The organism is Salinibacter grassmerensis (assembly GCF_947077765.1).
Taxonomy (GTDB): Bacteria; Bacteroidota; Rhodothermia; order Rhodothermales; family Salinibacteraceae; genus Salinibacter; species Salinibacter grassmerensis.
The window spans coordinates 90,451-116,141 of record NZ_CAMTTF010000007.1 but is presented as its reverse complement, the minus strand read 5'-3'; the positions used below and the strand labels follow the sequence as shown (position 1 = coordinate 116,141).

At 65.1% G+C, this 25,691-nt stretch carries 18 protein-coding genes; 8 read left to right on the top strand and 10 right to left on the bottom strand.

Annotated features, from left to right (window positions below; all coding sequences use genetic code 11):
• Positions 1-52: 52 nt before the first annotated feature.
• Positions 53-2,182, bottom strand: a complete 2,130-nt coding sequence (locus tag OJB03_RS13605) for a sodium-translocating pyrophosphatase (RefSeq protein ID WP_263788380.1) — start codon at positions 2,180-2,182, stop codon at positions 53-55.
• Positions 2,183-2,540: 358 nt separating this feature from the next.
• Here OJB03_RS13605 and sucB point away from each other — a divergent pair, with 358 nt between their 5' ends.
• Positions 2,541-4,361 carry a 2-oxoglutarate dehydrogenase, E2 component, dihydrolipoamide succinyltransferase gene (gene sucB, locus OJB03_RS13600; RefSeq protein ID WP_263788377.1) on the top strand — a complete coding sequence of 607 codons (1,821 nt, stop codon included), beginning with the start codon at positions 2,541-2,543 and terminating at the stop codon, positions 4,359-4,361.
• Between the two features lie 60 nt (positions 4,362-4,421).
• Positions 4,422-4,895, top strand: coding sequence for a large conductance mechanosensitive channel protein MscL (gene mscL, locus OJB03_RS13595; protein ID WP_263788415.1), 474 nt, complete (start codon positions 4,422-4,424; stop codon positions 4,893-4,895).
• A 126-nt stretch (positions 4,896-5,021) separates the two neighbouring features.
• Here the strand turns inward: mscL and OJB03_RS13590 are convergent, their stop codons facing one another.
• On the bottom strand, positions 5,022-6,806 hold the full coding sequence (locus OJB03_RS13590) for an SLC13 family permease (protein ID WP_272507333.1): 1,785 nt from the start codon (positions 6,804-6,806) through the stop codon (positions 5,022-5,024).
• 347 nt (positions 6,807-7,153) lie between these two features.
• Here OJB03_RS13590 and OJB03_RS13585 point away from each other — a divergent pair, with 347 nt between their 5' ends.
• The 3 genes from OJB03_RS13585 (at position 7,154) to OJB03_RS13575 (ending at position 9,737) form a co-directional block, all read left to right on the top strand.
• A complete protein-coding gene (locus tag OJB03_RS13585; protein ID WP_263788372.1) occupies positions 7,154-8,014 on the top strand; it encodes a hypothetical protein in 861 nt (286 codons plus the stop codon).
• Positions 8,015-8,054: 40 nt separating this feature from the next.
• On the top strand, positions 8,055-8,933 hold the full coding sequence (locus OJB03_RS13580) for a mechanosensitive ion channel family protein (RefSeq protein WP_263788370.1): 879 nt from the start codon (positions 8,055-8,057) through the stop codon (positions 8,931-8,933).
• A gap of 123 nt (positions 8,934-9,056) precedes the next feature.
• Positions 9,057-9,737, top strand: coding sequence for a transporter (locus OJB03_RS13575; RefSeq protein ID WP_263788368.1), 681 nt, complete (start codon positions 9,057-9,059; stop codon positions 9,735-9,737).
• A 153-nt stretch (positions 9,738-9,890) separates the two neighbouring features.
• Here the strand turns inward: OJB03_RS13575 and OJB03_RS13570 are convergent, their stop codons facing one another.
• The 6 genes from OJB03_RS13570 to OJB03_RS13545 form a co-directional block, all read right to left on the bottom strand.
• The gene (locus tag OJB03_RS13570; protein WP_263788366.1) at positions 9,891-10,964 is read right to left on the bottom strand and encodes an OprO/OprP family phosphate-selective porin; all 1,074 of its coding nucleotides are present in this window, start codon (positions 10,962-10,964) and stop codon (positions 9,891-9,893) included.
• Between the two features lie 157 nt (positions 10,965-11,121).
• Positions 11,122-11,916 (bottom strand): mechanosensitive ion channel family protein, encoded by a 795-nt coding sequence (locus OJB03_RS13565; protein WP_263788365.1) that lies wholly within the window; start codon positions 11,914-11,916, stop codon positions 11,122-11,124.
• A gap of 47 nt (positions 11,917-11,963) precedes the next feature.
• Entirely contained in the window at positions 11,964-13,202 is a 1,239-nt protein-coding gene (locus OJB03_RS13560; protein ID WP_263788364.1) for a hypothetical protein, read from the bottom strand.
• Between the two features lie 74 nt (positions 13,203-13,276).
• A complete protein-coding gene (locus tag OJB03_RS13555) occupies positions 13,277-13,849 on the bottom strand; it encodes a hypothetical protein (RefSeq protein ID WP_263788363.1) in 573 nt (190 codons plus the stop codon).
• A 117-nt stretch (positions 13,850-13,966) separates the two neighbouring features.
• Positions 13,967-15,049, bottom strand: coding sequence for a magnesium/cobalt transporter CorA (gene corA / locus OJB03_RS13550; RefSeq protein ID WP_263788362.1), 1,083 nt, complete (start codon positions 15,047-15,049; stop codon positions 13,967-13,969).
• Positions 15,050-15,136: 87 nt separating this feature from the next.
• Positions 15,137-16,201, bottom strand: a complete 1,065-nt coding sequence (locus OJB03_RS13545; RefSeq protein WP_263788361.1) for a calcium/sodium antiporter — start codon at positions 16,199-16,201, stop codon at positions 15,137-15,139.
• A gap of 363 nt (positions 16,202-16,564) precedes the next feature.
• Here OJB03_RS13545 and OJB03_RS13540 point away from each other — a divergent pair, with 363 nt between their 5' ends.
• Positions 16,565-17,512, top strand: coding sequence for a site-specific integrase (locus tag OJB03_RS13540; RefSeq protein ID WP_263788360.1), 948 nt, complete (start codon positions 16,565-16,567; stop codon positions 17,510-17,512).
• A gap of 66 nt (positions 17,513-17,578) precedes the next feature.
• On the opposite strand, the gene OJB03_RS13535 is transcribed toward OJB03_RS13540, so the two are convergent.
• Positions 17,579-18,481 carry a universal stress protein gene (locus OJB03_RS13535; RefSeq protein ID WP_263788357.1) on the bottom strand — a complete coding sequence of 301 codons (903 nt, stop codon included), beginning with the start codon at positions 18,479-18,481 and terminating at the stop codon, positions 17,579-17,581.
• Positions 18,482-18,832: 351 nt separating this feature from the next.
• Between OJB03_RS13535 and secA the strand changes: the two genes are divergently transcribed.
• Both secA and recN read left to right on the top strand, forming a co-directional pair.
• On the top strand, positions 18,833-22,315 hold the full coding sequence (gene secA / locus OJB03_RS13530) for a preprotein translocase subunit SecA (RefSeq protein ID WP_263788356.1): 3,483 nt from the start codon (positions 18,833-18,835) through the stop codon (positions 22,313-22,315).
• Positions 22,316-22,455: 140 nt separating this feature from the next.
• Entirely contained in the window at positions 22,456-24,174 is a 1,719-nt protein-coding gene (gene recN / locus OJB03_RS13525) for a DNA repair protein RecN (protein WP_263788354.1), read from the top strand.
• Positions 24,175-24,242: 68 nt separating this feature from the next.
• On the opposite strand, the gene lat is transcribed toward recN, so the two are convergent.
• Entirely contained in the window at positions 24,243-25,631 is a 1,389-nt protein-coding gene (gene lat / locus OJB03_RS13520) for an L-lysine 6-transaminase (protein ID WP_263788352.1), read from the bottom strand.
• Between the last annotated feature and the right edge of the window lie 60 nt (positions 25,632-25,691).

Below are 25,691 nucleotides of genomic sequence, written 5' to 3'. Positions count from 1 at the left end.
AAGCGACAGGGCCCGGTCGGGGGAATGACAGGATGCAGAATGCAAGGGCGCACTAGCCCAACAGGTAGGCAAAGAGGGGCAGGAAGATGACCGCCACCTTGCCCATCAGCTTGATGAGCACGTTGAGCGAGGGCCCCGCCGTGTCCTTCAGCGGGTCGCCCACAGTGTCGCCCACGACCGAGGCCTTGTGCGCCTCGCTGCCCTTGCCGCCGTGCACGCCGGACTCGATGTACTTCTTGGCGTTGTCCCAGGCGCCCCCGGCATTCGACATGAAGATCGCCGTCAGGAAGCCACTCATCAGCACACCGGCGAGCAGGCCCGCCAGCGCCTCAACGCCGAGCCCCGGCAGGGCGCCCACCACGACCGGCGCCACCAGTACCACAACACCGGGCAGCATCATCTCGCGTAGCGCCGCCCCCGTTGTGATGTCCACGCACCGGGCGTAGTCCGGCTTCGTGTCGCCGCTGCGCACGCCGTCAATCTCGTCGAACTGCCGCCGCACCTCGTTGACGACGGCCGCCCCGCCCCGACTGATGGCGTGGATCCCGACCGAGGAGAGGTAAAACGTCAGCATGGCGCCCAGGAGCAGGCCCACCAGAACGGGAGGGTTCATAAGGTTGACGCCCGCCTCTAGCGACAGCAGGTTCTGCGCCGCCGCCTCCGAAAAGTAGGTGGCCAGCCACGCGAGTGCCGCCAGCGCCGCGGACCCGATGGCGAACCCCTTCCCGATCGCGGCGGTCGTATTGCCGGCCGAGTCGAGTGCCTCACAGCGCTCACGTACGTCCTGGCCGAGGTTGGCCATTTCGGAAATGCCCTGTGCGTTGTCGGTAATCGGCCCGTAGGCGTCGGTCGACAGCACCACGCCGAGCGTGAGCAGCATTCCGAGCGCGGCGAGCGCGATGCCGAAGAGGCCCCCCAGGTGATACGCCAGAAGCGTCGCGACGGACACCGCCAGGGCCGGCACCACCGTGCTCAGCATGCCGGTGCCGAGCCCCTCGATGATGGTCGTCGCGGCCCCCGTTTCGGCCGACTCTGCGATCTTCTTCACCGGCGTGTACTCGGAGGTGTAGTACTCTGTCGCCTTCCCGATCACGACACCCGTGATGAGGCCGGACAGGATGGTCAGAAAGAGGGCCCAGCGCACGTCCATCGACGACGCCGCGTCGTCGATCACCGCCGCGGCCGACTCCCCACCCGGCACGAGCCAAAAGATCAGGCCCAGCGCCAGGAGGCTCGTCAGCACATTGGCGACCGTGGTGCCCCGGTTGAGCGCCGAGCGGGCGTTGGCCGCCTGCTGTTCGTAGGAGACGTCCGTCCCCTCCCCTGCGTTCACGAAGAAGTACCCGATGATGGAGGACACGATGCCGAGAACCCCAAACAGGAAGGCAATCATGAGCCCCAGGTCCTCAAACCCGAGGTTCGGGAAGGCCTCCGTGAAGTCGACCTCCGCGCCGAGGAACATGGTCGCCGCGACCGCCGAGACGTACGACTCGTAGAGGTCCGAGCCCATGCCGGCCACGTCGCCCACGTTGTCGCCCACGTTATCGGCGATGACGCCGGGGTTGCGGGGGTCGTCTTCGGGAATGCCGGCCTCCACCTTCCCCACCACGTCGGCGCCCACGTCGGCCGATTTGGTGTAGATGCCGCCCCCCACGCGCAAAAACAACGCCACGCAAGAGGACCCGAAGGCGTAGCCGAGCCAGGCGTGGCTGTGCTCCGGAAACAGGGCGTAGATGACGGCGAGGCCCAGCAGCCCAAGCCCCACCACCGAGAAACCCATTGTGGAGCCGCCCGAGTAGGCGATATTCAGCGCCTTGGCGAAACTAGTCTGCGCGGCGTGGGCCGTGCGCCCGTTCGACTTGGTAGCAATCCACATGCCGATCCATCCGGCCAATCCCGAGGCCACCGTTCCGACGAGAAACCCGATCGTCGTTGGGAGTCCGGTCTCCGGCATGGAGTACAGCACCACCGCCACGACGACGGCAAAGATGCCCAGGTACCGGAACTCACGGGTCATGAACGTTTTGGCTCCAGCCTGAATGTCGCGGGACAATTCCTGAACGCGATCGTTTCCGGCATCTTGGCGGAGAATATACCGGACGAGATAGAAGGCAAAGGCGAGTGCAAGGAGCGATGCAATGCCCGCAACGAGAGGGGCGTTGGCGACGACAAGCTGCTTCACGACAAAAGAGAGACTGTGATCGGTTTTCGAACAAGGCTAAGGGCTAAGCCTCTGGACCACGTCCGGAGGCCCCACGACAGACACGGAAGCGCGATGCTTGCACCCCGAACATACGGACAATGCTGTACGGCAGTAACGCTTCTTAGGATCTTTGCTGGCGACGAAGAACGCAACCGACAGCACTGATTCTTCCGTTTTTTGCCATCGTTTCTTTCCGTGCCCTCCCATTTTCCACATACCCCAGAACCGTCCCACTATTTGATTCGTGGGCCTCATTCCCTACATTGGAAGTCCTTCCATGCGGCGTCTCCCCTGACCGCCCCCACACATTCTCACTGCACGGCACACGACCGAAATCATGGCACAAGTTGACGTTGAAATGCCCAAGATGGGCGAAAGCATCACCGAAGGCACCGTCATTGCCTGGCACAAGCAGCCCGGCGACGAGGTGGAGCAGGACGAGATTCTGCTTGAGATCGGGACCGACAAGGTCGATACGGAGGTGCCCTCCCCCAAGGGCGGCGTGCTTACGGAGACGCTCGTCGAGGAAGGCGACACGGTGGAGGTTGGAACCATCATTGCGACGCTAGACACCGAGACGGAGGCCGCCGAGGTGGACGCCAGCGACGAGCCCCCCGCCGAGGCACCGGCCGAAGAAGAGGCGGCCGGGGCGGAGACCGGCGCCTCCACGGCGGTCGCTGAGGAGGAAGACGGAGAGACCGCTCCGAAGACGGGCTCGGAAGAAGCCCCCTCTCCGGCCCCCTCCGGCGACGAGGTCGAGGTCGTGATGCCCAAGATGGGCGAAAGCATTACCGAGGGCACCGTCGTCGCCTGGTACAAGGACATCGGCGAGGAGGTGGTCATCGACGAGATCCTCCTGGAGATTGGCACCGACAAAGTGGACACGGAGGTGCCCTCCCCCGCCGAAGGGGTGCTCACCGAGAAGCTCGTCGACGAGGGAGAAACCGTCGAGGTCGGCACGGTCGTCGCCCTCTTGGCCTCGGAGGCGGAAGCCGGGGCGGTGGAGCCCCCCGCGTCCGACGAGCCCGACGAGATGCAGGAGGCCGCCCCCGGAACCGATGAGGCGGAACTGCCCTCCACGCCGCCGTCCGGCGACGGCGCGGTGCCCAGCACCGACGAACCGCAGCGCGCACCCGAAGAGACAATCAAGCGCCGCGGCGACGATGGGCGATTTTACTCGCCCCTCGTGCGCTCAATCGCGAAGGAGGAAGGCCTTCACATGAGCGAGCTGGAATCCCTGGAGGGCTCCGGCCGGAGCGGTCGCGTGACAAAGGAGGACGTGCTTGCGTACCTCGAGGAACGCGAGGAGGCGCCCGCAGCCCCCACGACCGCTCCCGAGCGGCCGCCGCGCCCCAGTCGTGCGGATGAGACCCCGCCCGCCCGCGGCGACTACACGGTCGACGAAGGCCCGAGCGACGAGGAGCTGCGCCAGCAGTACGGCGACCGCATCGAGGTGCAGCCCATGGACCGGATGCGCAAGATGACCGCCGAACACATGGTGCGGTCGAAAGCCACGTCCGCCCACGTGACCTCCTTCGCCGAGGCCGACGTGACGGGCCTCGTCCAGCTCCGAGAGGCCAACAAGGAGGCCTTTCTGGAGCGCGAGGGCGTGAAGCTCACCTACACGCCCTTCTTCGTGAAGGCCGCGGTGGAGGCGCTTCGCGACCATCCCCTGCTCAACGCGAGCGTGGAGGGCGACAAGATTGTCATCAAGCACGACTTTCACGTCGGCATCGCCGTGGCCATCGGCAACAAGGGCCTCCTCGCTCCGGTCATCCGGAACGCGGGGGACTACAACGTGTCGGGACTGGCCCGCAAGGCGGCAAGCATGGCCGATCGTGCCCGCAACAAAGAGCTTCAGCCCGATGAACTGCAGGGCGGCACCTTCACCGTCACCAACATCGGCTCGCTCGGCTCCCTGATGGGCACGCCCATCATCAACCAGCCCCAGGTGGGCATCCTCGCCACCGGGGCCATCCAGAAGCGGCCCGTCGTCGTGGAGAACGACGGCCTCGGCGACGCCATCTCCGTGCGCCACATGATGTATCTCTCCCTCAGCTACGACCACCGCATCATCGACGGCGCCATGGGATCCAGCTTCCTGCAACGCGTGGTCACGGAACTGGAATCCTTTTCCGCGGACGCAGACCTGTTCTAACGGAGCACGCCCGTTCCGCTCAGATCGGTCGCGCCGTCCCGTCCTTGCATCGTGCCGCCCATGCTCGAGGAGTACAAGAAGTTTGCGATCCGCGGCAACGTCATCGACATGGCCGTGGGCATCATCATCGGCGGGGCATTCGGGACGGTCGTGCAATCCCTCGTCAAGGACATCCTTACGCCGTCGCTCGGCCTACTGACCGGGGGCATCGACTTTGCAAACTTGTTCTTCGTTCTTCGGGAGGGGACGCCCGGGGCCCCGTACACCACCCTGCAGGCGGCCCAAGACGCCGGGGCCGTCACGGTCAACGTTGGGACGTTCATCAACGCGGTGGTCAGCTTTCTGATCGTCTCGTTCGCGGTCTTTCTGCTGGTCCGCTACATCAACCAGCTGCGCGAGCCCGACGAAGGGCCGTCGCCCCCGAAGACGATCAAGAAGTGCCCGCACTGCGTCTCCGACGTGCCAGTCCAGGCCACCCGTTGTCCTCATTGCACGTCCGATCTTCCGGAGCCCAGCGAGGCGGATTCTGCATAGGGCGGCCAACGGAAGGTGGTTCAGAACACCTCCAACTACACGAGGCGGCCAGTGCGATCGGCAGATGGGCCCCGAATCGGGTGGAGAGCGGCGGGCCTGGGAGAGGTAAAAGGTTGACCTCCGCCCCTACACCCCCCACAGCAGCCAGATGCCCCCGCAGGTGACAATGGCGAGCAGCACCTGCAGCGGCGCCCCCATCCGCAGGAAGTCGGTAAAGCGGTACCCGCCCGGCCCGTACACCATCAGGTTGGTCTGGTAGCCGATCGGGGTGAGCAAGGCCCCGCTCGCGGCGAACGTCACCGCGAGGACGAACGAAAACGGATCCGCCCCCGTCAGCTGGGCCGCCTCCACGGCCATCGGAATCATCAGAATGACGCTGGCATTGTTGCTGATCAGTTGGGTGACGAGGCTGGTGAAGACGTAGAAGACGAGCAGCAGCGCGAAGGCGGGAATTCCCTCCGACACGGCCGTCACCCCGTGGGCTAGGTACCCCGCGGTGCCGGACCGCTCCATGGCCATCCCCAGCGGAATGAGGCCGGCCAGGAGCACGATCACGCTCCAGTCTACCGCCTCGTACACTTCGGTGGGCCGCACGCAGCCCGTGGCCACCATGGCCACGACTCCGCCCAGGGCCGAGACGAGGATGGGCATCACCTCCAGGGCCGCAAGCCCCACCACCAGCCCCACAATGCCGAGGGCAAGCGGGAGCTTCTCACTCCGAAAAGACGTCTCCTCGTCGTCCTGCACGACCACGAAGGTTCGGTTCCGCTCGAATTGTTCGACGGCGGGAACCGAGGCCTGGACGAGCAGCGTGTCGCCCCCACGCAATGGCATCGCGTCGATCTCGTCGTAGAGCAGTTTCCCGTGCCGCCGAATGGCGAGCACCAGCGCGTCGTACTGCTGCGCAAACCGGACCGACCGTAGCGTCTCACCGAGGAGCGGATTGTCCGACAGCAACACCACCTCGATGAGCACCTCCTTCTGCTGCTCGATCTCAACGTCATCCTGCGTGATCTTCGTATGCACCACCGGCTCCAGTTTCTGGGCCTGCATCAGCTCCACCAGCGAATCGCGACTCGTCCGCAGCAGGAGCACGTCGCCCGCGCGGAATTGCTTGGGCCCGAGCGGGGCGGCAAACGCCTCCCCATCGCGGCGCATCTGCATGACGTCGATGTCGAGGTCCAACGCGGCTAGTGCCTGCCGGACCGCAACCCCGACCAGGGGAGATTCCTCCGTCACCACGACCTCCGTCAGGTAGCCGCTCATCTCAAACTCGTCGGTCAGGTCCTCCTCCGGCCTGATGCGCTCCGGCAACAGCCGGTGCCCCACTGCCATCAGGTACACGACGCCCGTTGCCAGCACGATCGCCCCCAGCGCCGTAAACTCAAACATCGAAAACGGATGCCCAATCAGGCGCGCGCTCACGTCGCTCGCCAGGATGGAGGTGGAGGTCCCGATGACCGTAAGCATTCCGCCCAGCATCGACGCGAAGGAGATGGGCATCAACAGTTTCGACGGCGACATCTTCGTCTTCCGGGCAATGTTGATCGCCATCGGAATCATCATCGCCACGACGGGGGTGTTGTTGATGACGCCCGCGGTGGTACCGGAGAGCCCGACCAGCGCTCCGTACTGCTTGTAAAAGCTCCCCTTCGCCCAGTCCACGATCCAGTTTCCAATCCGCCGAAGCACCCCTGTGCGCCGGACGCCCTCACTGAGCACGAACATCGCCAGCACCGTGACGGTGGCCGGGCTCGCAAAGCCCGATATGCCGTCTGTCGGCCCTACGCCCGTCCACGGCTCCAACAGCACGACCGCCACGATGACCCCGAGGGCAGTCATGTCGATCGGGATGGCTTCCGTGATGAACAGGACGAGCACGACGGCGATGAGCCCCAACACGACGAACATGTCTGGGGTAAAGACGGGCGCCGCCTGAGCAAGAAGGAGCGAAACCACGAGTGGAGAAGCTGGGGCGGGGTGAGTATTTTGAGCACGGATACACACATAGTGAGGAGCCGTCCCCAGAGACACAACCACCGGGGCCACGCCTCCCGGAATCCTCTCGATTTTACAGAGAATCTGGGGCTCATGCCTCGCGGCCTCGCGTGCGCTGCATGGCTGTGCGGTTGCCGCGCCAGAGCTGCCGCCCTAGTTGTTCAAAGACAACTTCACCCTTACTTTGGGGCGTGCGTTTTCGAAAGAGCCCTCTGGTTTCGTGGGGCGCCCTGCTCTTCTCGCAACCCTTCCCCTAAACCATGGAGCCCTCCGAGCCCGACGCGGACCCGACGCCGTGGTGGGGCACAGTCTCCCTCGACGTGCACACCGGCGGACGATGGGCCGTCGGCCCGTCGACGCTCTGGCTCTACCGCACAGACCGCGAGTGGCGGGTCATTCACCAGCCCTCGCCCAACGACGAGGCCGCAGATCCGCTGACCAACCGGAGCGGCGTCACGACGTCCCTTTCGAGGGAGGAGATGGCGCCTGTTCTCGATAGGGACGACGAGGCCCTCCACACCAACCGCTACGGCTTCAAGGACGCGGAGCCACGCATCGCACTGCAACCGGCCCTGGCCGACCGCCCGGTCGTTTCGCGCCCCGAACATCCGCTGTACGTCCCCCCGAGGGAGTCAGTGACCCTTTACCTGAGCACAGCCCTCTGGATTCGGATCCTGCTTCCGGACTCGGGGCGCCAACTGCAGGAGATGCCGTCCTTTCGCATGTCCGACACATGGTTTGGGGCCTCTACCACCGACGGCGAGTTCTGCTACGCGACGCGCACCGCCGGGCGGCTCCGCCTCAACCGCCTGCCTCGTCGCTTTCACCGGGCGGTCACCCCGCTTCAGATTCAAAACAACGCCCCGGACGCGTTGGCCCTGGAGCGGGTCCAGTTGCCGGTTCAGCACCTCGCCCTCTACACGACCCCGACTCACCAACTCTGGACCCCGGCCGTCACGATGACGCACTCAACGAATCAGAGCGGGGCCGACGTACAGGTGCGGAGCGGTCCCCCCAGCGACGCCGACGAGGCCGAGCTCCTGCGGGAGCCTCGCGAGCACACGAAGAAGGGACTCTTCACAAGCACGTTCAGCGCCGTGGGCACGCTCTTCGCCCCGTAACGCCTCCCCGCAGCTCTCTCTTTTCCAACCGAATCGTCCCATGGAGCAGTGGTGGACCCTTGCCGTCGACTACGTAACGAGTCCGCAGGCCGCAAACGCCCTCAAGGCCCTCGTAAAAGTACTCGCCGGCCTTGCGCTAGGCCGCCTGGCCGGGAACGGTCTCGCTCGCCTCTTCGCGGAGGAGGACGCCCAACGCGCCATGATCATCCGGCGGGGCGCGTTTTACGGCATTGCCGGGCTGTTCACGGCCTCGGCCCTCATGGAGCTCGGGTTCGACCTGAGCGTGCTGCTCGGGGCGGCCGGCATCCTGACCGTCGCGCTTGGGTTTGCCTCCCAGACGTCGGCCTCCAACGTCATCAGCGGCCTCTTTCTGCTGGGCGAGCGCCCGTTTTCGGTCGGCGACGTCATCCGCGTGAACGGCACCACCGGCGAGGTGCTGTCGGTCGACCTCCTTTCGGTCAAGCTTCGTACCTTCGACAATCTGTTCGTCCGGATTCCGAACGAGACGATGATCAAGTCGGAGGTGACCAACCTGCGCCGCTTCTCCATCCGGCGAATCGACCTGCAGATCGGCGTCGCCTACAAAGAGGACCTGCGGGCGGTGCGGGACGTACTGATGGAGGTGGCCGACCGCAATCCGCTGTGCCTGGAGGAGCCCACTCCCAGCGTCCTCTTCGACGGATTTGCCGACTCGTCGATGAACTATCAGTTCCGCGTGTGGGCCAAGACCGAGAATTTTCTCGACCTCCGGAACAGCATCCCGGTCGAGATCAAAGACGCCTTCGACGAGCACGACATCGAGATTCCATTTCCCCACCGGACCCTCTACACCGGCAGCGAGACGACCCCGTTTCCGGTGCAGCAGGCGGGCGATGAGGGCGACTCGTCCCCCTCCACTTCTAACCCGGAACCGACCTAGTCTCGGTGGTTCTTATTGGTCCATGCTCATTCGTTTTCTTTCGCACACGTCCCTCTCCGACGCATGAAAAGCACTTCGATACGCATTGCTCTCGCCCTGTTCCTCCCTTTCGCCGTTGTTCTGATGGCCCCCTCGTCCGCGACGGGGCAGATCTCCGCGGATCGTCCCGGGTTCGGGGACGGCACGGCGACGGTCGCGCCCGGCACCTTCCAGGCTGAGCTCGGGGCCGCTGCGGCCAACGATGACTTTGGCACCAACGCCGAGCTCGGGCAGCTGCTGCTGCGCTATGGCGTGGCCGACATTCTGGAACTGCGGGGCGGGGTGGGCTCCGCTGCGCTTGACGCCCCCGATACTGAGTATACCGGCACGAGCGTCGGCGGGAAGCTCCGTCTCGTCCAGTCGTCTCTGTCTGCACTCAGCGTGGTCAGCACCTGGGACTTTCCCACCGGATCGGGCGCATTCGAGAACGACCGTGTGTCTCAAACACTGGCGCTTGCCTTCAACGGCGCCCTCGGGGAGGGCCTCGGCCTCTCGGTCAACGCCGGCACCTCAGTCCCCTACGGCGGCGACGCGGATCCGTCGTACCTCTTCATTCCGACCCTGAGCTTCGACGTTGCGGACCGCGTGGGTGGGTACGTCGGCTACGCCGGCTTCTACTCCACAGGCCTGAACCAAAACTACGTGGAGGCGGGCCTGACCCTCCTGTCGAGCCCGGACACCCAGCTGGACGTCAACACCGGGCTCCAGGTGGACGAGAACCGGAGCGCGTTCTTCGCCGGCCTCGGCCTGGCCCACCGTTTCTAGCAGATACGGCGGGGACAAGTCCCTCAAGCACGTTTCCTTCCGCTCCTCCAAGATAAAACGAACCAATGGGGACATCGGCCCGTCGCGCTGTTCGGCGCCGGCCGATGCCCCCATTGTTTGTGAGTGCGAGGCGTTCGGATTCGTGTTTTCGGCCTAGAAGGCCACCTGCAGTCGCCCCGTGAAGAAGCCGTCGGCCACGTCCTCGGTCGACGCCTTATAGTTCACCACCACCCGCAAGACCGACGAGGCGTCGTAGTTGTATCCGAGCACAAATTGGTCGTCCGGAGTCCGCCCGGCCGAATCGGGGTCGTAGCCCTCCAGTCGCGCGAGCACTTGATGCCCATCGGCGACATTCAGCCCGGCCGTCGCGTAGTAGCCGAAGGGAGACTGGGAATTTATTCCGGTGGCGGGGTCCTCGTCGTCGTACTCCAGGTCGGCCGCGTGAAGGGCCCCGGCCAGCAGCCACCGGTCGGTCTCGTACTGGGCGTCGGCCTGGAAGAGAGCACGGGTGCCCGTGAACGTGGACACGGTGTTCGGAAGCGTATTTGGAATCGACACTTGGCCGTCGATGCTGTAGCCTCCGCTCGCCCCCACGTCGAGCGTGCCGGGTCCGAGGGGCGCGCTCCCGGTCAGGCGCCCTAGGTAGAGAAGGTTCTCGTTGTCGTTCGTGCTGAGGCCTCGCGTGCCGTTGAAGGCCCCGAGGGTGGCCGTTACCTGTGCATCACTCGCCTCGGCCGTCAGGTCTCCCGTGAGCTGAACCCCGGCCTGTCGGTTCGGGGCGAGGGCGTTGACCACACGGGCCCGCTCGGCGAATCGGATGCGGGGACGCGGCGCCAGAAATTCGGCGCTGTACGGCGTTTTGAAGAGTCCTCCACGAAGCCGGAGCCGGTTGGCAAGCGGGACCTGGACAAACGCGTCAAGAAGTGAGCTCGGCGCTTCACGGCTCGACGACGTGAAGTCGGTCTGCACGACGTACGAGAGCCCTTCGGCCTGTCCCCCGAGCCGAAGCCGCGCACTTCGGGCCCGGAAGCCGTCGTTGGGACCGGCCTCCCGTCCCAGGTAGGCATCCGCCTGCACGAGGCCGCCCACGCGGAGGGCATCGCCGGCCCCAACCGTAACCCCGGCTCCTCCAGGCGACTGGGCGGCTGCCGGATGAGCCCCCAGCCCGATAAGCAGCGCAGCAAGTCCCAGAGCAGATCGTCTCAAGACGGTAGCAAACGACGTCATAGTGGAGTGTCACCAGTAATAAAACAGAATGGACGAGTGGCCGACCGTCCCTCAAAGGGTGTGGGACCGGTGTGTATCTTTTCTTCGGCGAGGCCCTTGTTCCCCGCGACCTTGCGGCCCGGACGGGCAGGTGGGCCGCTTGCGCTTCGTTCCGCCGTCACTCGACAAGGCCCCGAACCTGGGCCGGCGAGACCTCCGCCTCCCGCAGCGCTGCTTTTCCCCGCACCGTCAGGTCGGTCGTGAAGCGAAACTGGTCACGGGGATCCACCGGATACGCCTTCAGGCGATAGTGCGTCCCCCAGGGCCGCTCCGTCGCGACGACGTCGACGGGACGCTCAATCTGTAGGTAGGGACTCGTGAGGGCCACGTCGTGTAGGAGGGCCCGCACCTGTTGGCCGTCGTGCTTGGGGTCGAGGTAGAAGTCCGTTACGCACTGCAGGTCCTGCGTCCCGTCGTTGGCGTTGTGGATAGGGTTGGTCCACAAGGCCTGGTGCGGCACGACAACGACCGTGTCGTCGGGCGTCACCATCTCCATCGCGCGCATGCCGACGGACCGGACCTCCCCGTACTCGCCGTCCACCTCCACCCAGTCGCCCGGACGGTACGCCCCTTCGTAAACGACGACGATGCCCGCGATCAGGCTGCTCACGTACTCCTTGAGCGCAAACCCGAGCGCCACGCCCACCGTCCCCAGAACGGCGACCAGATTCTCGAAGGTCGGTTCAATCAGTTGTGGGATAATGAGCGCGAGGGCCCCCGCAATAATCACGAGGCGCAGCAGCGGCACCAGGGCCAGGACCGAGAGCCGGTAGCGCCCGGGCACCTGCTCCGCAAGCCGTGGGCCATAGCGCTGCACCATCAGCGTGAGCACCACGGCGCCCCCCAAGATGGCCGCGACCACCAGCAGGCCCTCGACCTGAATCCTTCGCAGTATGTCTGTTGTCCCGGCCATTACGAGAAGACTCCCACTGAGAAACAAGTATGACAGTTGGCCCTCGCCTACCGGACGTCCGGTCGGTCGGAAAGGTACGCCTCGTCGCGGAGCAGAGCACAGGCGACGGGATACCCGGCGGCCGTCACCTGCCAGGCCCCGTCGGCCTTTGTGAGAAGCCCCTCGCGGTGAAGCGTTCGCAGCCGCTCGCGGCGCTCGTAGCGCTCCACCGGTGTCACGTGGGCGAGGACGGCATCGGGGAGTCCACCGTGTAGCACCAGAGCATGTAGGAGAAGAAGGTCCGAGCCCTCAGGGGCGTCCGGGCGCCCGGGGCGATCAAGTGCCGGCCAGGGCGGGACCGTAGCCATCGTCGCGGCGGACGCCTCCGGGCCGGGTGCCTGCAGGCTCCGCCGCCAGAGGGCCCACGCCACCCCGGGATTCCCATCGCTGTGCGCCGCCAGCGACTGCAGGAAGGTGGACACCGTCGTCTCGTCCTCCGGGCTCGTCGCCCGCCCGGAGTTCCACTCGGGCCTCGGGAGCACGCGCCCCCCGCCGTCCTGTTCTTCGACCGTCCCCTCGGGCGCCCCGCCCTGGCGGGCCAGCCTCCAGAACCAGCGTGCCAGGGCCTCGCCCGATGGCGGGCGCAGGGTCACTCGACGACGCGCCTGACCCGGCCACACGTGCCGCAAATACCTCCAGGCGTGCCGGTCGACCCCAATCACGCCTCGTCCCAGCGTGCCCTCTGCCCAGGCGTCCAGGAGCGATCGCACGAAGGCCACGCCGTCCGGCGTGCGCAGCCACCAGCGTTCCAGACGGGGCAGGACCCAGGGCGTCTTCCCGCTCCGCTGTGCAGCCACCCACGCGGCCCCGTCCTCTTCCGCCAGACGATCGCGCGCCGGGGGATCCATGACCGTCGCGCCCGTGCGCGCCCCCCATGCTTCTACGATGGACGGCGCGTCGTGATGGCCCGCCTCGTGCACCAGGAGGGGCGCTCCGGCCTCCGAGTCGGAATCTATCACGTCGTCCAGCGCCTTCACTGCGTCGCGCCAGTCCGGGGACGGCGCCACCTGATCACGGAGCGCGTCGGAGAGGGGCGCGCCCGCCTCCAGGGCCTCGTCGGCACCAGGCGGCCCCGACACGGCCGAGGCATCCCCAGCCATCCAGGCCCGCAGCTGCGTCACGGCGGCCCGCACGGCCGACAGTCCCGTGTAGAGCTTCTCTTGGGCAGGCGGCTCCGGCCCGTGCGCCTCGCCGGGCGGCACGTACGCCCAGATCGACTCGTCCTCCGAGGTGGAACCATCAGCCATGACACCTGCGCACTAAGCCTGCAAAACCCAAAACGAAGAAGGAATATCGACGACGGTGCCCCGAGGCCGTGCCGCTACCGAAACTCCAACCAGAAAAGGATGGTGACGATGAGAATGGTCAGGCTGATCAGGAGATTGGTGGCCGTAATCCAGCCGTCACTGATGCGGTCAAGTTTGTAGAGACAAAGGTCGTAGGCGCGGTCGTACGTCCGCTTGATGCTCGCCAGAACGTGATCGGCGTTGTCCGCCCCACTGGTTTCGACCGTATCGGTTTTGGCGAAGACGAACGAGAGCTGCTCCACGTCCTGTTCGAACGCCCGCACGGAAGTACGCACCTCGTGAAGCTGGCGGAGGCGCTCCTGAAGCTGTCGCCGCCCGCCCCGGCTGTAGAAGGCCGGTTCAAGATCGTAGATCGCTTCGAGGAGATCGTCGACGTGCTCGTCCAGTTCGCTTCCCTCCTGAATCAGCGCCGCGAGCCACTCCCAGTACTCTTGCTCCGAGAGGTCGTACATTCGTGAGTCCTCGGCGGCGTCCCCCGACGACGTGGGGGCCGGACCACCGTCGCCGGTTGACTGGGCCGGTAGAATTTCGTTGAGGGCGTCCCCGCGCTCGTACACAGCCGGGTCGGCAGGGTCAGCAGAAGGCATCAGCAAGAAGGAGTGGTGCGGAAAGAAGTGTGTTCTGAAGCCTCATACCGCGTGACACGTCGCATGACGAGCGGGCCTGGTCTTCACGCGGCGAGGCGGAGAGTAAGCAATGTGCCCTCAAATCCATTCACGGCGGCGGAAGTAGAGGAGCAGCACCCCGGCCAGCGCAATCATCACGCCCCACGCGGTGGGGTAGGCCCATTTCCAGGCCAGCTCGGGCATGTACTCGAAGTTCATGCCATAGATGCCCGCAACGAACGTCAGCGGAATGAAGATCGTCCCGATGATCGTCAGCACCTTCATGATTTCATTCATGCGGTTGCTGATGGAGGTCATATGCAGGTCGTGCAGCCCGCTGGCCGTGTCGCGCAGGGACTCCACGAGGTCAAGCACCTGCACGACGTGGTCGTACGTGTCGCGTACGTAGGGCTGGTTGTGGTCCGCCCACAGGGACGAGTCGAGGCGCTCGAGCTGGTGGAGGAGCTCCCGCATCGGCCATGTCATCCGGCGCATGAAGATCAGGTCGCGACGCAGGTCGTGGATCTCGTCCTCCACATCGCCGGGCTCTTCGCCCATGATGTCGTCTTCGAGGTCTTCCGTGCGAGCACCGATCGTTTCCAAGACGACAAAGTAATGATCGACAATTACGTCTATGAGCGCGTAGGCGAGGTAGTCGGGTCCCCGATCGCGGATGTGGCCTCGGCCGTTCCGGATCCGCTTGCGGATCGGGTCGAAGACATCGCCCGGGTCTTCTTGAAACGAGATTAGGTTGCGCTCCCCCACCAGAAAGCTCACCTGCTCGGCCCGCAACTCGCCCCCTCGGTCCTCGTCGAAGTATAGCATCTTGACGACGAGGTAGAGATAGTCCTCCTGGGGGTCTAGCTTGGGCCGCTGGCCCGTGTGGACGATGTCCTCCTGGATGAGCGGATGGACGTGAAAATGATCCCCGATGGTCTGGATCACGGACTCCTCGTGCACCCCGGTGACGTTGATCCACGTGACGGGGGTGGTGTCCCGGTACTGGAGCACCTCGTCGAGGCCCTCGTGGTCGGTCTCAAGAAGGTGCTCCGGGCCGTACTCCAGAATCCGAAACTCAACCGGATCGGTCCGCTCCTCCCCCACGAACACGACCGAGCCGGGGGGCAATCCGGCTTTCTGCTCCGGATTCAGGGAGGTCAAATCGCGGTCGGGAAAAGACATGCGGACACCGGCTGGCGAAGACAAAATGCTTGCAGAGATCAACGGGGGGACTGCCTGAAGGATTCTCAAGCGTGGATGCCCGTATTGTTATTGGCCCTTGCTCCACCACTCTCGGATGGACGCCCCGAGCAAGGTCAGCGCCGTCAGGGGAAAGACAAAGCCCCACATCACCGTACTGAATGCGGACAGCGCATCGTGCTGCGTTGCGGCGAGGAGGAGATACCCCATGTACGCCCCGTAGTAGCCGAGGAAGAGTGCCCCCTCCCACCGGGCCACCACCTGTCCGGTGAAGAAAATGGGCAGGCAGGCCACGGCCGTCGCAATCATGACGGGGAGATCGAACCACAGGACCGACGGGGGGACGGGCACCCCACTGGGCGCCACGAGGGCCGAGAAGCTAAGCACAGCGAGAAGGTTGATCAGATTGCTGCCCAACACGTTGCCCACGGCCATCTCTCGCCGTCCCCGGATTCCAGCCAGCACTGAGGTGGCCAATTCGGGGAGGGACGTCCCCCCGGCCACGATGGTAAGGCCGATCACGAGCTCACTCACCCCGAGCCGCTGGGCGAGGTCCACCGCCCCCGTTACAATCCATCGAGCGCCGAGCACGAGGAGAACGAGGCCCCCGAGGATCAGTCCCCCGCTCCAAACCCAGCGTGGCGCCTTCGACTGTTCCGTCCCCGGCTGTTGCCCCGTGTCCGCCTCCGGACCTGCGCGCACTTCGTAGAGGAGCAGACTCGTGTAGGCCACGAGTCCCCCAATCAGGGCGAGGCCGTCGACGCGCCCGATGGTTCCGTCCATCGCAAGGAGCAGCACCCCCGTCGCGGCCCCGATGCCCAGGGGCACGTCCAGCCGCACGAGACGGGACGACACGGCGAGAGGCGTAAGGAGCGCCGTGAGGCCGAGGGTCAAAAGAACGTTGAAGATGTTACTTCCCACCACATTGCCCAGCGCCATTTCGGGCTGTCCCTTTAGGCTCGCCCCCACGCTTACCGCCCCCTCCGGAGCACTCGTCCCCAGCGCCACAACCGTAAGCCCCACTACGAGCGGCGAGATGCCCAGCCCGGTTGCCAGCCGCGACGCGCCCCGCACGAATCCTTCGGCCCCTACCACCAACAATACGACTCCCGCAACGAGAAGAAAAGAGGCCATAGCACGGACAGACGCGACGTGTAGGCGTTCTCGAGATCCAGCCGATGAAGATAGCGCAAGACGACGGACTTTCAAATCGTGCCTTTTTGTTTCCCACTTTCAGTACAGCAGGCCTCTCGTCCACGTTCAATCGTTTCTTTGCTTCTCTACGGATTTGCGGTGATGGACCCAACGAGCGTCTTTTCCCTTCAGCACCCGGGCAAGGGCTGGGACTTCGACGTTCAAATCTTACCGGGCTGGTAGACGACGCCCCCTGCCCAGACCCGCCCAGAAGAGCATTCGGTGGGCTTCCGTTATTGACACCGTCCGGCGTGGGCCGTTGATTAAACAATGCGGCTCCTCCTTGACTCTCTCCTGTTGCCCATGCCCGACGACGCCCCTTCCCCCAGTCCGGAGCTCGAGCTCTCCCTCCGAGAATTGCGCGACCATCTCCAGGCCTTCCAGGACGACTACCTAGAGGAAAAAAGTGACGAGACAGTGGGCACGTACCGCCGCTCGCTGAACTCATTTGAGAAGTGGTTCGTCCAGCAGAACAACTTCCGGTTCACCGAGGACGGCGTGCGCGAGTACAAGCGCTACCTCATGGAGGACCGCGACCTAAGCCAGGTGTCCGTATCCACGTACCTCACGGCCCTGCGGCGCTTCTGCCAGTACCTTACCGACATCGGCGACCTGACCGAAAACCCGGCCACGGGCGTCAAGGGCAACCGGCGGCCCGAGACGCACTCCCGCTCCGTGCTCACAGAGTCCGACATCGAGAAGCTGGAGGAGGTCGTGGACGACGCAACCCAGATCGACAAGCGCGACCACGCGATTGTCTCGCTCATGCTCTACGCCGGCCTCAGCGAGATTGAAATCGTACGGGCCGACGTAGAAGACCTAGAGCACACCCTTATGGGCCCGGTGCTTCGCGTGCAGGGCAAGGGGCGCGAGGTAAAGGACCAGGAGGCGCCGCTCGACCCGCCTGTTCTGGAGGCCGTGGAGGCGTACCTGGACACCCGGACGGACGTGCACCCCGAGGATCCACTGTTTGTGTCTCACGGTCACCGGTCGAAGGGGAAGCGGCTCAAAACCCGGTCGGTGCGGAGCCGCATCAACGGCTACCTCAAGGAGGCCGGAATCAAGCGCAAGGGGGTCACGCCGCACAGCCTCACCCACACAGCGGCCCTCCTCTGGCTCAACGACGGCATGCCGCTCGAAGAGGTGAAGGAGCGCATGCGTCACGGCACCCTGGACACGACCATGATCTACTACAAGAAGCAAGGTCTCCTCAAGCGCGACCCCGAAGAGCTGGAAGAGCTAGACGTGTAGCGGCGTGTGGGCCCGGACACGAGGAGGAGTCGGCTTTGAGCGTGCCCGGAAGGCACGCTGTGCTGCTCAGTCGGCGAGCGCCCGGATGGACCGGCCGTACGTCCGCACCGTGAGCACGGGACAGGGCACGTGCCGGATCACGGCCTCCGCCACACTGCCAAGCAGGAACCGCTTCAGCCCCGTCCGGCCCCGGGGGGACATGACAATGAAGTCCGTCTCCTCGGCCTCAACGAATTCAGTGATCATGGGCGCGGCCGCGCCGGTCCGGGCGTGAACCGCCACCGAGACGCCCAGCGCCCCCAACTCCCGGCCCATCGTCGCCAGTGCCTGGCGGGCCTTTTTCTCGGAACCAGCGTGCTCCTCGTTCGGAACGGACGATGCCTGTTCGGGGGGCGGCGCCGAACGGCCCGTCACGACGTGCAACAAGTCCACCTGTGCGTCGAAGAAGCGGGCCCACTCCGCCGCGGTGCGGCTGGCCTCCTGCGCATGCTCCGAAAAGTCCACGGGCACGAGGATGCGGTCCAGCGTTCCGGGCACGGGCGGAGCGCCGGCCCCCTCCCCACGCAGGGCGAGCACCGGGCGTTCGGCACGACGAATGACCGTCTCCCCCACGCTCCCGAGGAGAAAGCGACGAGCCCCTTCCCGGCCGCGCGTCCCGAGGGCGATCAGGTCGATCTCCTCCTCGTCGGCGAACTGGCAAATGGTCTCCGCCACCCCGCCATCTTTGCGGGACCGTCCCTCAATGGGGACCGCGTGCAGGGCTTCCGCCGAGGCCACCCCGGCCCGTCGCAGTTTCTTCCGGACGGCCGGCAGGTCTCGGGCCGGATAGGGGGCGTCGGACCGATCGGTGACGTGAAGCACGTAGAACCGCGCCTTCATCTTTGCGGCGAGGGCAAAGGCGTGCGGCAGCACCCGGGCCGAAGCGGGCGTGAAGTCGTGGGGCACCAGAATTCGGTTGACGCCGGTCATGACCTAGCGGATGCAGGGGACGAGCTCGGGGGCCTTCTTCGGAGGCCGGTAGCGTTTTCCGCTTTTCATAGACGGACGTTTTTCATCCGCGTCTTTAGAAACCCCCCAGGGCCCGTTGGGTTCGGGGGCCATTCCATCGCAGCCCCGCGGCAGGCCTTCTGGCCCCCGGTCTCTCCAAGGACCCTGGGCGCACGCATCGAATCGAGCGGGAACGCAACCCGGCGCCTTCCGTGACAACCGTGATGTATCTCGTCGCCGCCCCTCACTCGGGCGGCGCCGGCGCAGCGGACGCCGCCGCTGGAGCATGCCACTCGTCGTCTCTCTTCCCAGGCACGCGCCCTCTTCGCACATATGTTTGAATGGATCAAAAATCTGTTCGGCGACCCGAATGAGCGGGAGCTCAATAAGCTCTGGCCCATCGTCGAGGAGATCAACGACCACTACGAGGAGCTACAGGACCTCACGGACGACGAGCTCCGCGCCAAGACCGATTCGTTTCGGACGGAGATTCAGGAGGCCGTGGCCGACATTGAAACGCGGCAGGACGAGATTCGCGAGAAGCTGAAGCGGGCCCCTGGACTGGAGGGCCCCGTGGGCGGGGACGGCCAGGTGACCGAGATGGAGGGCGAGCCCCTCTCCCTCGAAGAGCGGGACGCCCTGTACGACGAGTTCGACGAGCTGGAGGAGGAGTGGCAGGACCTCGTCGAGGACAAGCTGTGGGAGCTGCTCCCCAAGGCGTTCGCCGTCGTGAAAGAGACGTGCCGCCGCATGCTCGGCGAGACGTGGATGGCCGGCGGCTCGAAGATTGAGTGGGACATGGTACCCTATGACGTACAGATCCTGGGGGCCATCGTGCTTCACCAGGGCCGGATCGCGGAGATGAAGACCGGCGAAGGGAAGACGCTGGCCGCCGTGATGCCCCTTTACCTCAATGCCCTGACGGGCCGGGGCTGCCAGCTCGTGACGGTGAACGACTACCTCGCCGAACGGGACACCGAGTGGATGGGGCCCATCTACGAATTTCACGGCCTCACGGTCGACTGCGTCAACCGCTACGACCCGCACACGGAGGGCCGCAGTGAGGCGTACGAGGCCGACATTACGTACGGCACCAACAACGAGATCGGCTTCGACTACCTGCGGGACAACTCGTTCGTCGTGCGCCCCGAGCAGTTGATGCAGCGGGGCCACCACTACGCCATCATTGACGAGATCGACTCGGTTCTGATCGACGAGGCCCGCACGCCGCTCATCATTAGCGGCCCGGTGCCCGACCAGGAGAACGACGAGTACCGGGAGCTGCGCGACCCGGTGGAGCAGCTCGTGGAGGCCCAGCGCCGCCTCGTGCGGTCGTTTGTGAAGGAGACGCGCGAGCTGCTGGAGGAGAAAGAGGCAGCCGAGGACGAGGGCGACTCGCGACGGGCGCAGGAACTGGAAGACGAGGCGGGACTCGCCCTCTTCCGCGCCTCCCGCGGCTACCCCAAGAACAGCCAGCTCCAGAAGCTCCTCAACGAGCCCGGCATGGAGCGCCTGCGGCAGAAGACCGAAAACTTCTACCTGCAGGAGAACGCCAAGCGCATGCCGTTCGTCGACGAGGAGCTCTACTTCTCGGTCGACGAGAAAAAGCAGACCGTGGAGATGACGGAGAAGGGCCAGGAGTACATCGCCAAAATCATGGACGAGTCGGAGGACATGTTTGTCCTGCCCGTCGTCGGCGACAAGATTGCCGAGGTTGAGAACGAGTACCAGGAAAAGGTCGACGAACTGGAGGAGGCGCTCCAGGAGAAGGGCGACCTGTCGCAGGAGAAGCGCGAGAACCAGTACATGGACGACAAGCGGGAGCTGGAAAAGGAGCTCCAGGAGACGAAGCGTGAGATCTACAACACGTACTCGGAGCGGGCCGAGCGCGTCCACGCCATCGAGCAGCTTCTGAAGGCGTTCACCCTGTACGAGCGCGACACCGAGTACATCGTGCAGGAGGGCAAGGTACAGATCGTCGACGAGCACACCGGACGCGTCATGGAGGGACGCCGCTACTCGGAGGGCCTTCACGAGGCGCTGGAGGCGAAGGAGGAGGTCGAAATTCAGAACGCCACGCAGACCTACGCCTCGGTCACGCTCCAGAACTACTTCCGCATGTACGACAAGCTGTCCGGCATGACCGGCACGGCGGAGACGGAGGCCGAGGAGTTCAACGAAATCTACGACCTGGACGTAGTGGTCGTCCCCACCCACGAGCCGGTGCGGCGTGATGACAAGGACGACCTCGTCTTCCAGACGAAGCGGGAGAAGTACAACGCCATCGTCGAGAAGGTAAAGGAGTACAACAAGCGCGGCCAGCCGGTGCTCGTGGGCTCGGCGTCGGTGGAGGTGTCGGAGACGATCAGCCGCACCCTCAAGCAGGAAGGCATCCCCCACAACGTTCTCAACGCCAAGCAGGACCAGGCCAAGGAGGAGGCCCAAATCGTGGCCGAGGCCGGGCAGAAGGGCTCCGTCACGATCGCGACGAACATGGCGGGGCGCGGGACCGACATTCAGATTACCGATGAGGTGCGCGAGCTTGGCGGGCTGGCCATTTTGGGCTCGGAGCGCCACGAAAGCCGTCGCATTGATCTTCAGCTGCGCGGCCGCGCCGGGCGCCAGGGCGACCCCGGCGAGAGCCAGTTCTACGTCTCTCTCGAGGACGACCTGATGCGCCTCTTCGGCTCGGACCGGGTGGCGAAGGTCATGGACAGCATGGGCATCGAGGAGGGCGAGGTCATCACGCACCCGTGGATCAACAAAAGCATCAAGCGGGCGCAGTCGAAGGTGGAGCAGAACAACTTCGCCATCCGGAAGCGCCAGCTGGAGTACGACGATGTGCTCAACTCCCAGCGCGAGGTCATCTACAAGCGCCGCCGCGAGGCCCTCACGGGCGAGCGGTTCCACGGCCAGGTCCTCAACATGCTTCACGAGTACATCGAGGCCCTCGTGGGGCGGCACTACGGGCAGGGCAACATCGCGGGCCTGCGGGAGGACCTCCTCCGCACCCTCGCCTTCGACCTGGAGATGGACCGGGAGAAGTTCGTCCAGCTCGGGGAGGACGGCGTCGTGGAGCATGTCTACGACGTGGCCACCGACTACTACCGGCAGAAGCGTTCCAACATTGCCCAGCCGTTCTACCAGACACTACGCGACCTGAATCAGGAGCGCGGCGACGACATGATCGAGCAGGTATTCGTCGACTTCACCGACGGCCAGGATGCGATCCGGGCCGTCGCGGACGTGGACGAGGCCCTCGAGACGAACGGGCAGGAGATCAACGAGGCCCTGGAGCGCACCGCCATGCTCCAGACGATCGACGAGAAGTGGACCGACCACCTGCGCGAGCTCGACGAGCTGAAGGAGGGCATCGGCCTCCGCTCGTTCGGGCGCAAGGACCCGGTCGTCGAGTACAAGATGGAGGCGTTCGACCTCTTCTCCGACATGATGGCCGAGATTGGCCAGGAGGTCGTCTCCATCGTCTTCCGGGCCGGGCCGGTGGTCGACGACGAGGTGCAGACGGAAGGCCAGGGCCCGCGGCGTCGCCTCAGCCAGCGCAACGCCCAAACCCAGCACGACTCCGCCCAGCCCGACTACAGCATCGACACCGACGGAGAGGGCGGCGGACAGGAGGGCGAGGCCGCCGAGCGCGACCCCACCGTCGACGAAAAGCAGCCGGTGACCGTGGCCGACGAGCCGGGCCGCAACGAGTACGTGACCGTCCGCAACAACGCCAACGGCGAGACCACGGAAATGAAGTGGAAGTACGCCAAGAAGAAGATCAGCCAGGGCGGCTGGTCCCTGGTGTCTTGATCCGGCCGTCTCGTCACGGACGATGGCCGTGCTTCGGCCGGGCGATCCCTCTTCCACTGAAGATTACAGATTGAGGACGGGCGTTCGGGCTTTGTCCCCGGCGCAGTCTTCAATCCGTAACTTGAAAGCCACATTCCGCCATGCTGCAGTCGTTGTCCGTTCAGGACTATGCCCTGATCAAGGAGCTGGAGATGGAGTTCGAGAGCGGGCTGAACATCATCACCGGGGCCACGGGGGCCGGCAAGTCGATCCTGATCGGGGCGCTGCGCATGATTCTAGGCGAGCGGGCAAACACCGACGTGGTGCGGGAGGGCACCTCGAAGGCGGTCGTGGAGGGCATCTTCGACGACGCGGACACCGAGCGCATCCGGGCCGTCCTCAGGGAAAACGAGATCCCCACCGGCCCCCTCCCCCGTGTCATCCTGCGCCGCCGCATCACGGATCGGGGCAGCCGCGGCTTCGTGAACGACACCCCGGCCACGCTCGACGTAATGCGGGCAGTGGCCGGCGAGTTGATCGACCTCCACGGGCAGCACGAGCACCAGAGCCTCCTCCACACCGAGACCCACCTCCGCCTGCTCGACAGCTTCGGCGGGCTGAGCGGGCTCGTCGAGAGTTATCAGGAAAGGCGGAGCCGGGTGGCCGAGCTCGTCAAGGAGCGCGAGGCGCTGGCCGCCCGCGAGCGGGAACTGCGTCAGCAGAAGGAGCTCTACGAGTTTCAGATCGAGGAGATTGACGCCGTCGACCCGCAGCCCGGCGAGGAGGACGAACTGCGGGCCGAACAGCGCGTGCTCGAAAACGCCGAGCACCTCTACGCCTCCACGAAGGAGCTGTACGAGCGCCTCTTCGAAAGCGAGGATGCCCTCCACGATCAGCTCGTGATCTCGCGCAACGACCTGCAGGACCTCGCCCGCATCGACGACGCGTTTGAGGACCACGTCGACGAGGTCGAGTCGGCCCGCATCATCGTCAGCGAGCTGGCCAACTTCCTACAGGACTACAACGCCCACGTCGAGTTCGACCCAGAGCGCCTGCAGGAAATTCGGGAGCGCACCACGGAGCTCGAGAAGCTGAAGCGGAAGTACGGGGGCAGCCTGGAGGCCGTTCTGGAGCACCGGCAGGAGATCGGCGAGAAGTACGAGTTGGCTCAGGACTTTGAGGGCAATATTGAGCGCCTCGACGCGCAGATCGAAGAGGCAAAGACGGACCTGACGGACGTGGCACAGCGCCTCTCCCAAAAACGCCGCGAGGTGGCCACCCGCATCGAAGACGCCATTCTCGACGAACTGGCCACGCTCGGGATGCCCAACAGCCAGTTCGAGGTGCGCTTCACCCGAAAGGAGGACCCCGACGGATGGATCCAGCCCGACGACGCAGACGCCAGCTACCAGGCGTTCCAGAGAGGCGTGGACCAGGTCGAGTTCTTCATTTCCACCAACGTCGGCGTGTCGCCCCTGCCCCTCGCCGAGGTGGCCTCCGGCGGCGAGATCAGCCGCATCATGCTCGCCCTCAAGACGATCCTCGCAAAGAGCGAGCGGCTCCCCATCCTCGTGTTCGACGAGATCGACGTGGGCATCTCCGGCAACATGGCCCGTCGCGTGGGCGAGAGCATGCACGACCTTGCCCGCTACCACCAGATCGTCACGATCACGCACCTGCCCCAGATCGCCGCCCTCGGGGACTCCCACTTCAAGGTGGAGAAGGTCGTGGAGGACGGCACCACGCGCACCACGCTCCACCGGCTCGACGAGGATGAGCAGGCCACGCAGGTCGCCTCTCTCATCAGCGGCGAGGACATCACCGACGCCGCCCTCGAGAGTGCCCGTGAGCTGATGGCTGCCGGCGAGCGCGAGGAGTAACCTCTGTCGGGGCCTGCCAGGACGCCGGGCCAGCGATTTTGTCCCGGCGTGCCCGGCCCCAAAGCGCCCTACTGGGCGTGAGACCGTGTCCCGTCGGCGTGTGGGCCGTGCTCCGTCGCCATCATCTCCAGGGCCTGCCGGATGCAGGCCATCCCCTCGTCGACCTCATCCTCCGTAATGGTGAGCGGCGTGCGGAAGCGGATGGACCGGTCGCCGCACCCGAGAATGATGGCGCCCTCCTCGTACGTTTTCTGGGCCACGTGGTCGCGGTACTCCGTGCTCGGAAGCGTGAAGGCCGTCATGAGGCCCTCGCCCCGCACGTTGGACACGGCCGGAAACTCCTCCGCCAACTCGTGCAGCCGGTGCTGGAGGTGCGTCCCCACCCGTCCCGCGTGGTCCACGAGCTGATCCTCCTCCATGATTTCGAGAATGCGGTCGAAGCGCACCATGTCCACGATGTTGCCCCCCCACGTGGAGTTGATGCGGCTGGGGGTCTCAAAGACATGGTCGTCCACCTCGTCGAGCTTGCGCCCCGCCAGGATGCCGCAGACCTGCGACTTCTTGCCAAACGCCATGATGTCGGGCTTTACGCCGAGGGCCTGGTGCGCCCAGAACTCGCCCGTGATGCCGACCCCGCTCTGCACCTCGTCGAACACGAGCAGGGTGTCGTTCTCGTGGGCCAGGGCCTTCAGCTCCTTCAGGAATGAGGGCCGGAAGTGGTTGTCGCCCCCCTCCCCTTGAATTGGCTCCAGGATGACGGCGGCAATCTGGTCCTCGCGCTCGTGGAAGTGGCGCTTGGCCTGTCGAAGGGCCTCCTCCTCGTGGGCCCGCACGCGCTCCTGCTCGTCGGCGTCGAGCGGGAAGTGGACCTTCGGATTCGTGATGCGGGGCCAGTCAAACTTCGGAAAGTACATCGTCTTCCGCGGGTCGGCCGTGTTCGTGAGGGACATGGTATACCCCGTGCGCCCGTGGAAGGCCTGATCCAGGTGCAGCACCTGGTGGCCCACCTCGCGGCGATACCCCTTCTGGTGATTCTTGCGCACCTTCCAGTCAAAAGCGGTCTTCAGCGCATTCTCTACGGCCAGGGCCCCGCCGGAGATAAAGAACGTGTACGGCAGGTAGTCCGGAATGCCCACCCGGTCGAAAGTGTCGACGAACCGCGCCATGTGCCCGGTCATGACGTCGGAGTTGGTCACCTTGTTGAGGGCCGCGTCCACCAACCGCTCCATGAACGCCTCGTCTCCCCCCATTTTGGGATGGTTCATCCCCAGGGGGTTCGAGGCGTAAAAGCCGAACAGGTCAATGAGCGAGCGGCCGCTTTTCTCGTCGTGCAGCCGAACGCCCTGGCTCGCCTCCATGTCGAGCACCATGGGCATCATGCCCTTCGTCAGCATGTGCTCGGACAGAAGCTCTTTGACCTCAGCAGGACGAACCGAGTTTGGGGAAACCGCTTCCATAAAGAAGAGGGATTCGTGAAAACGACCAAGTGGAATGTAGAAATTCGCCAGTCGTCCGGA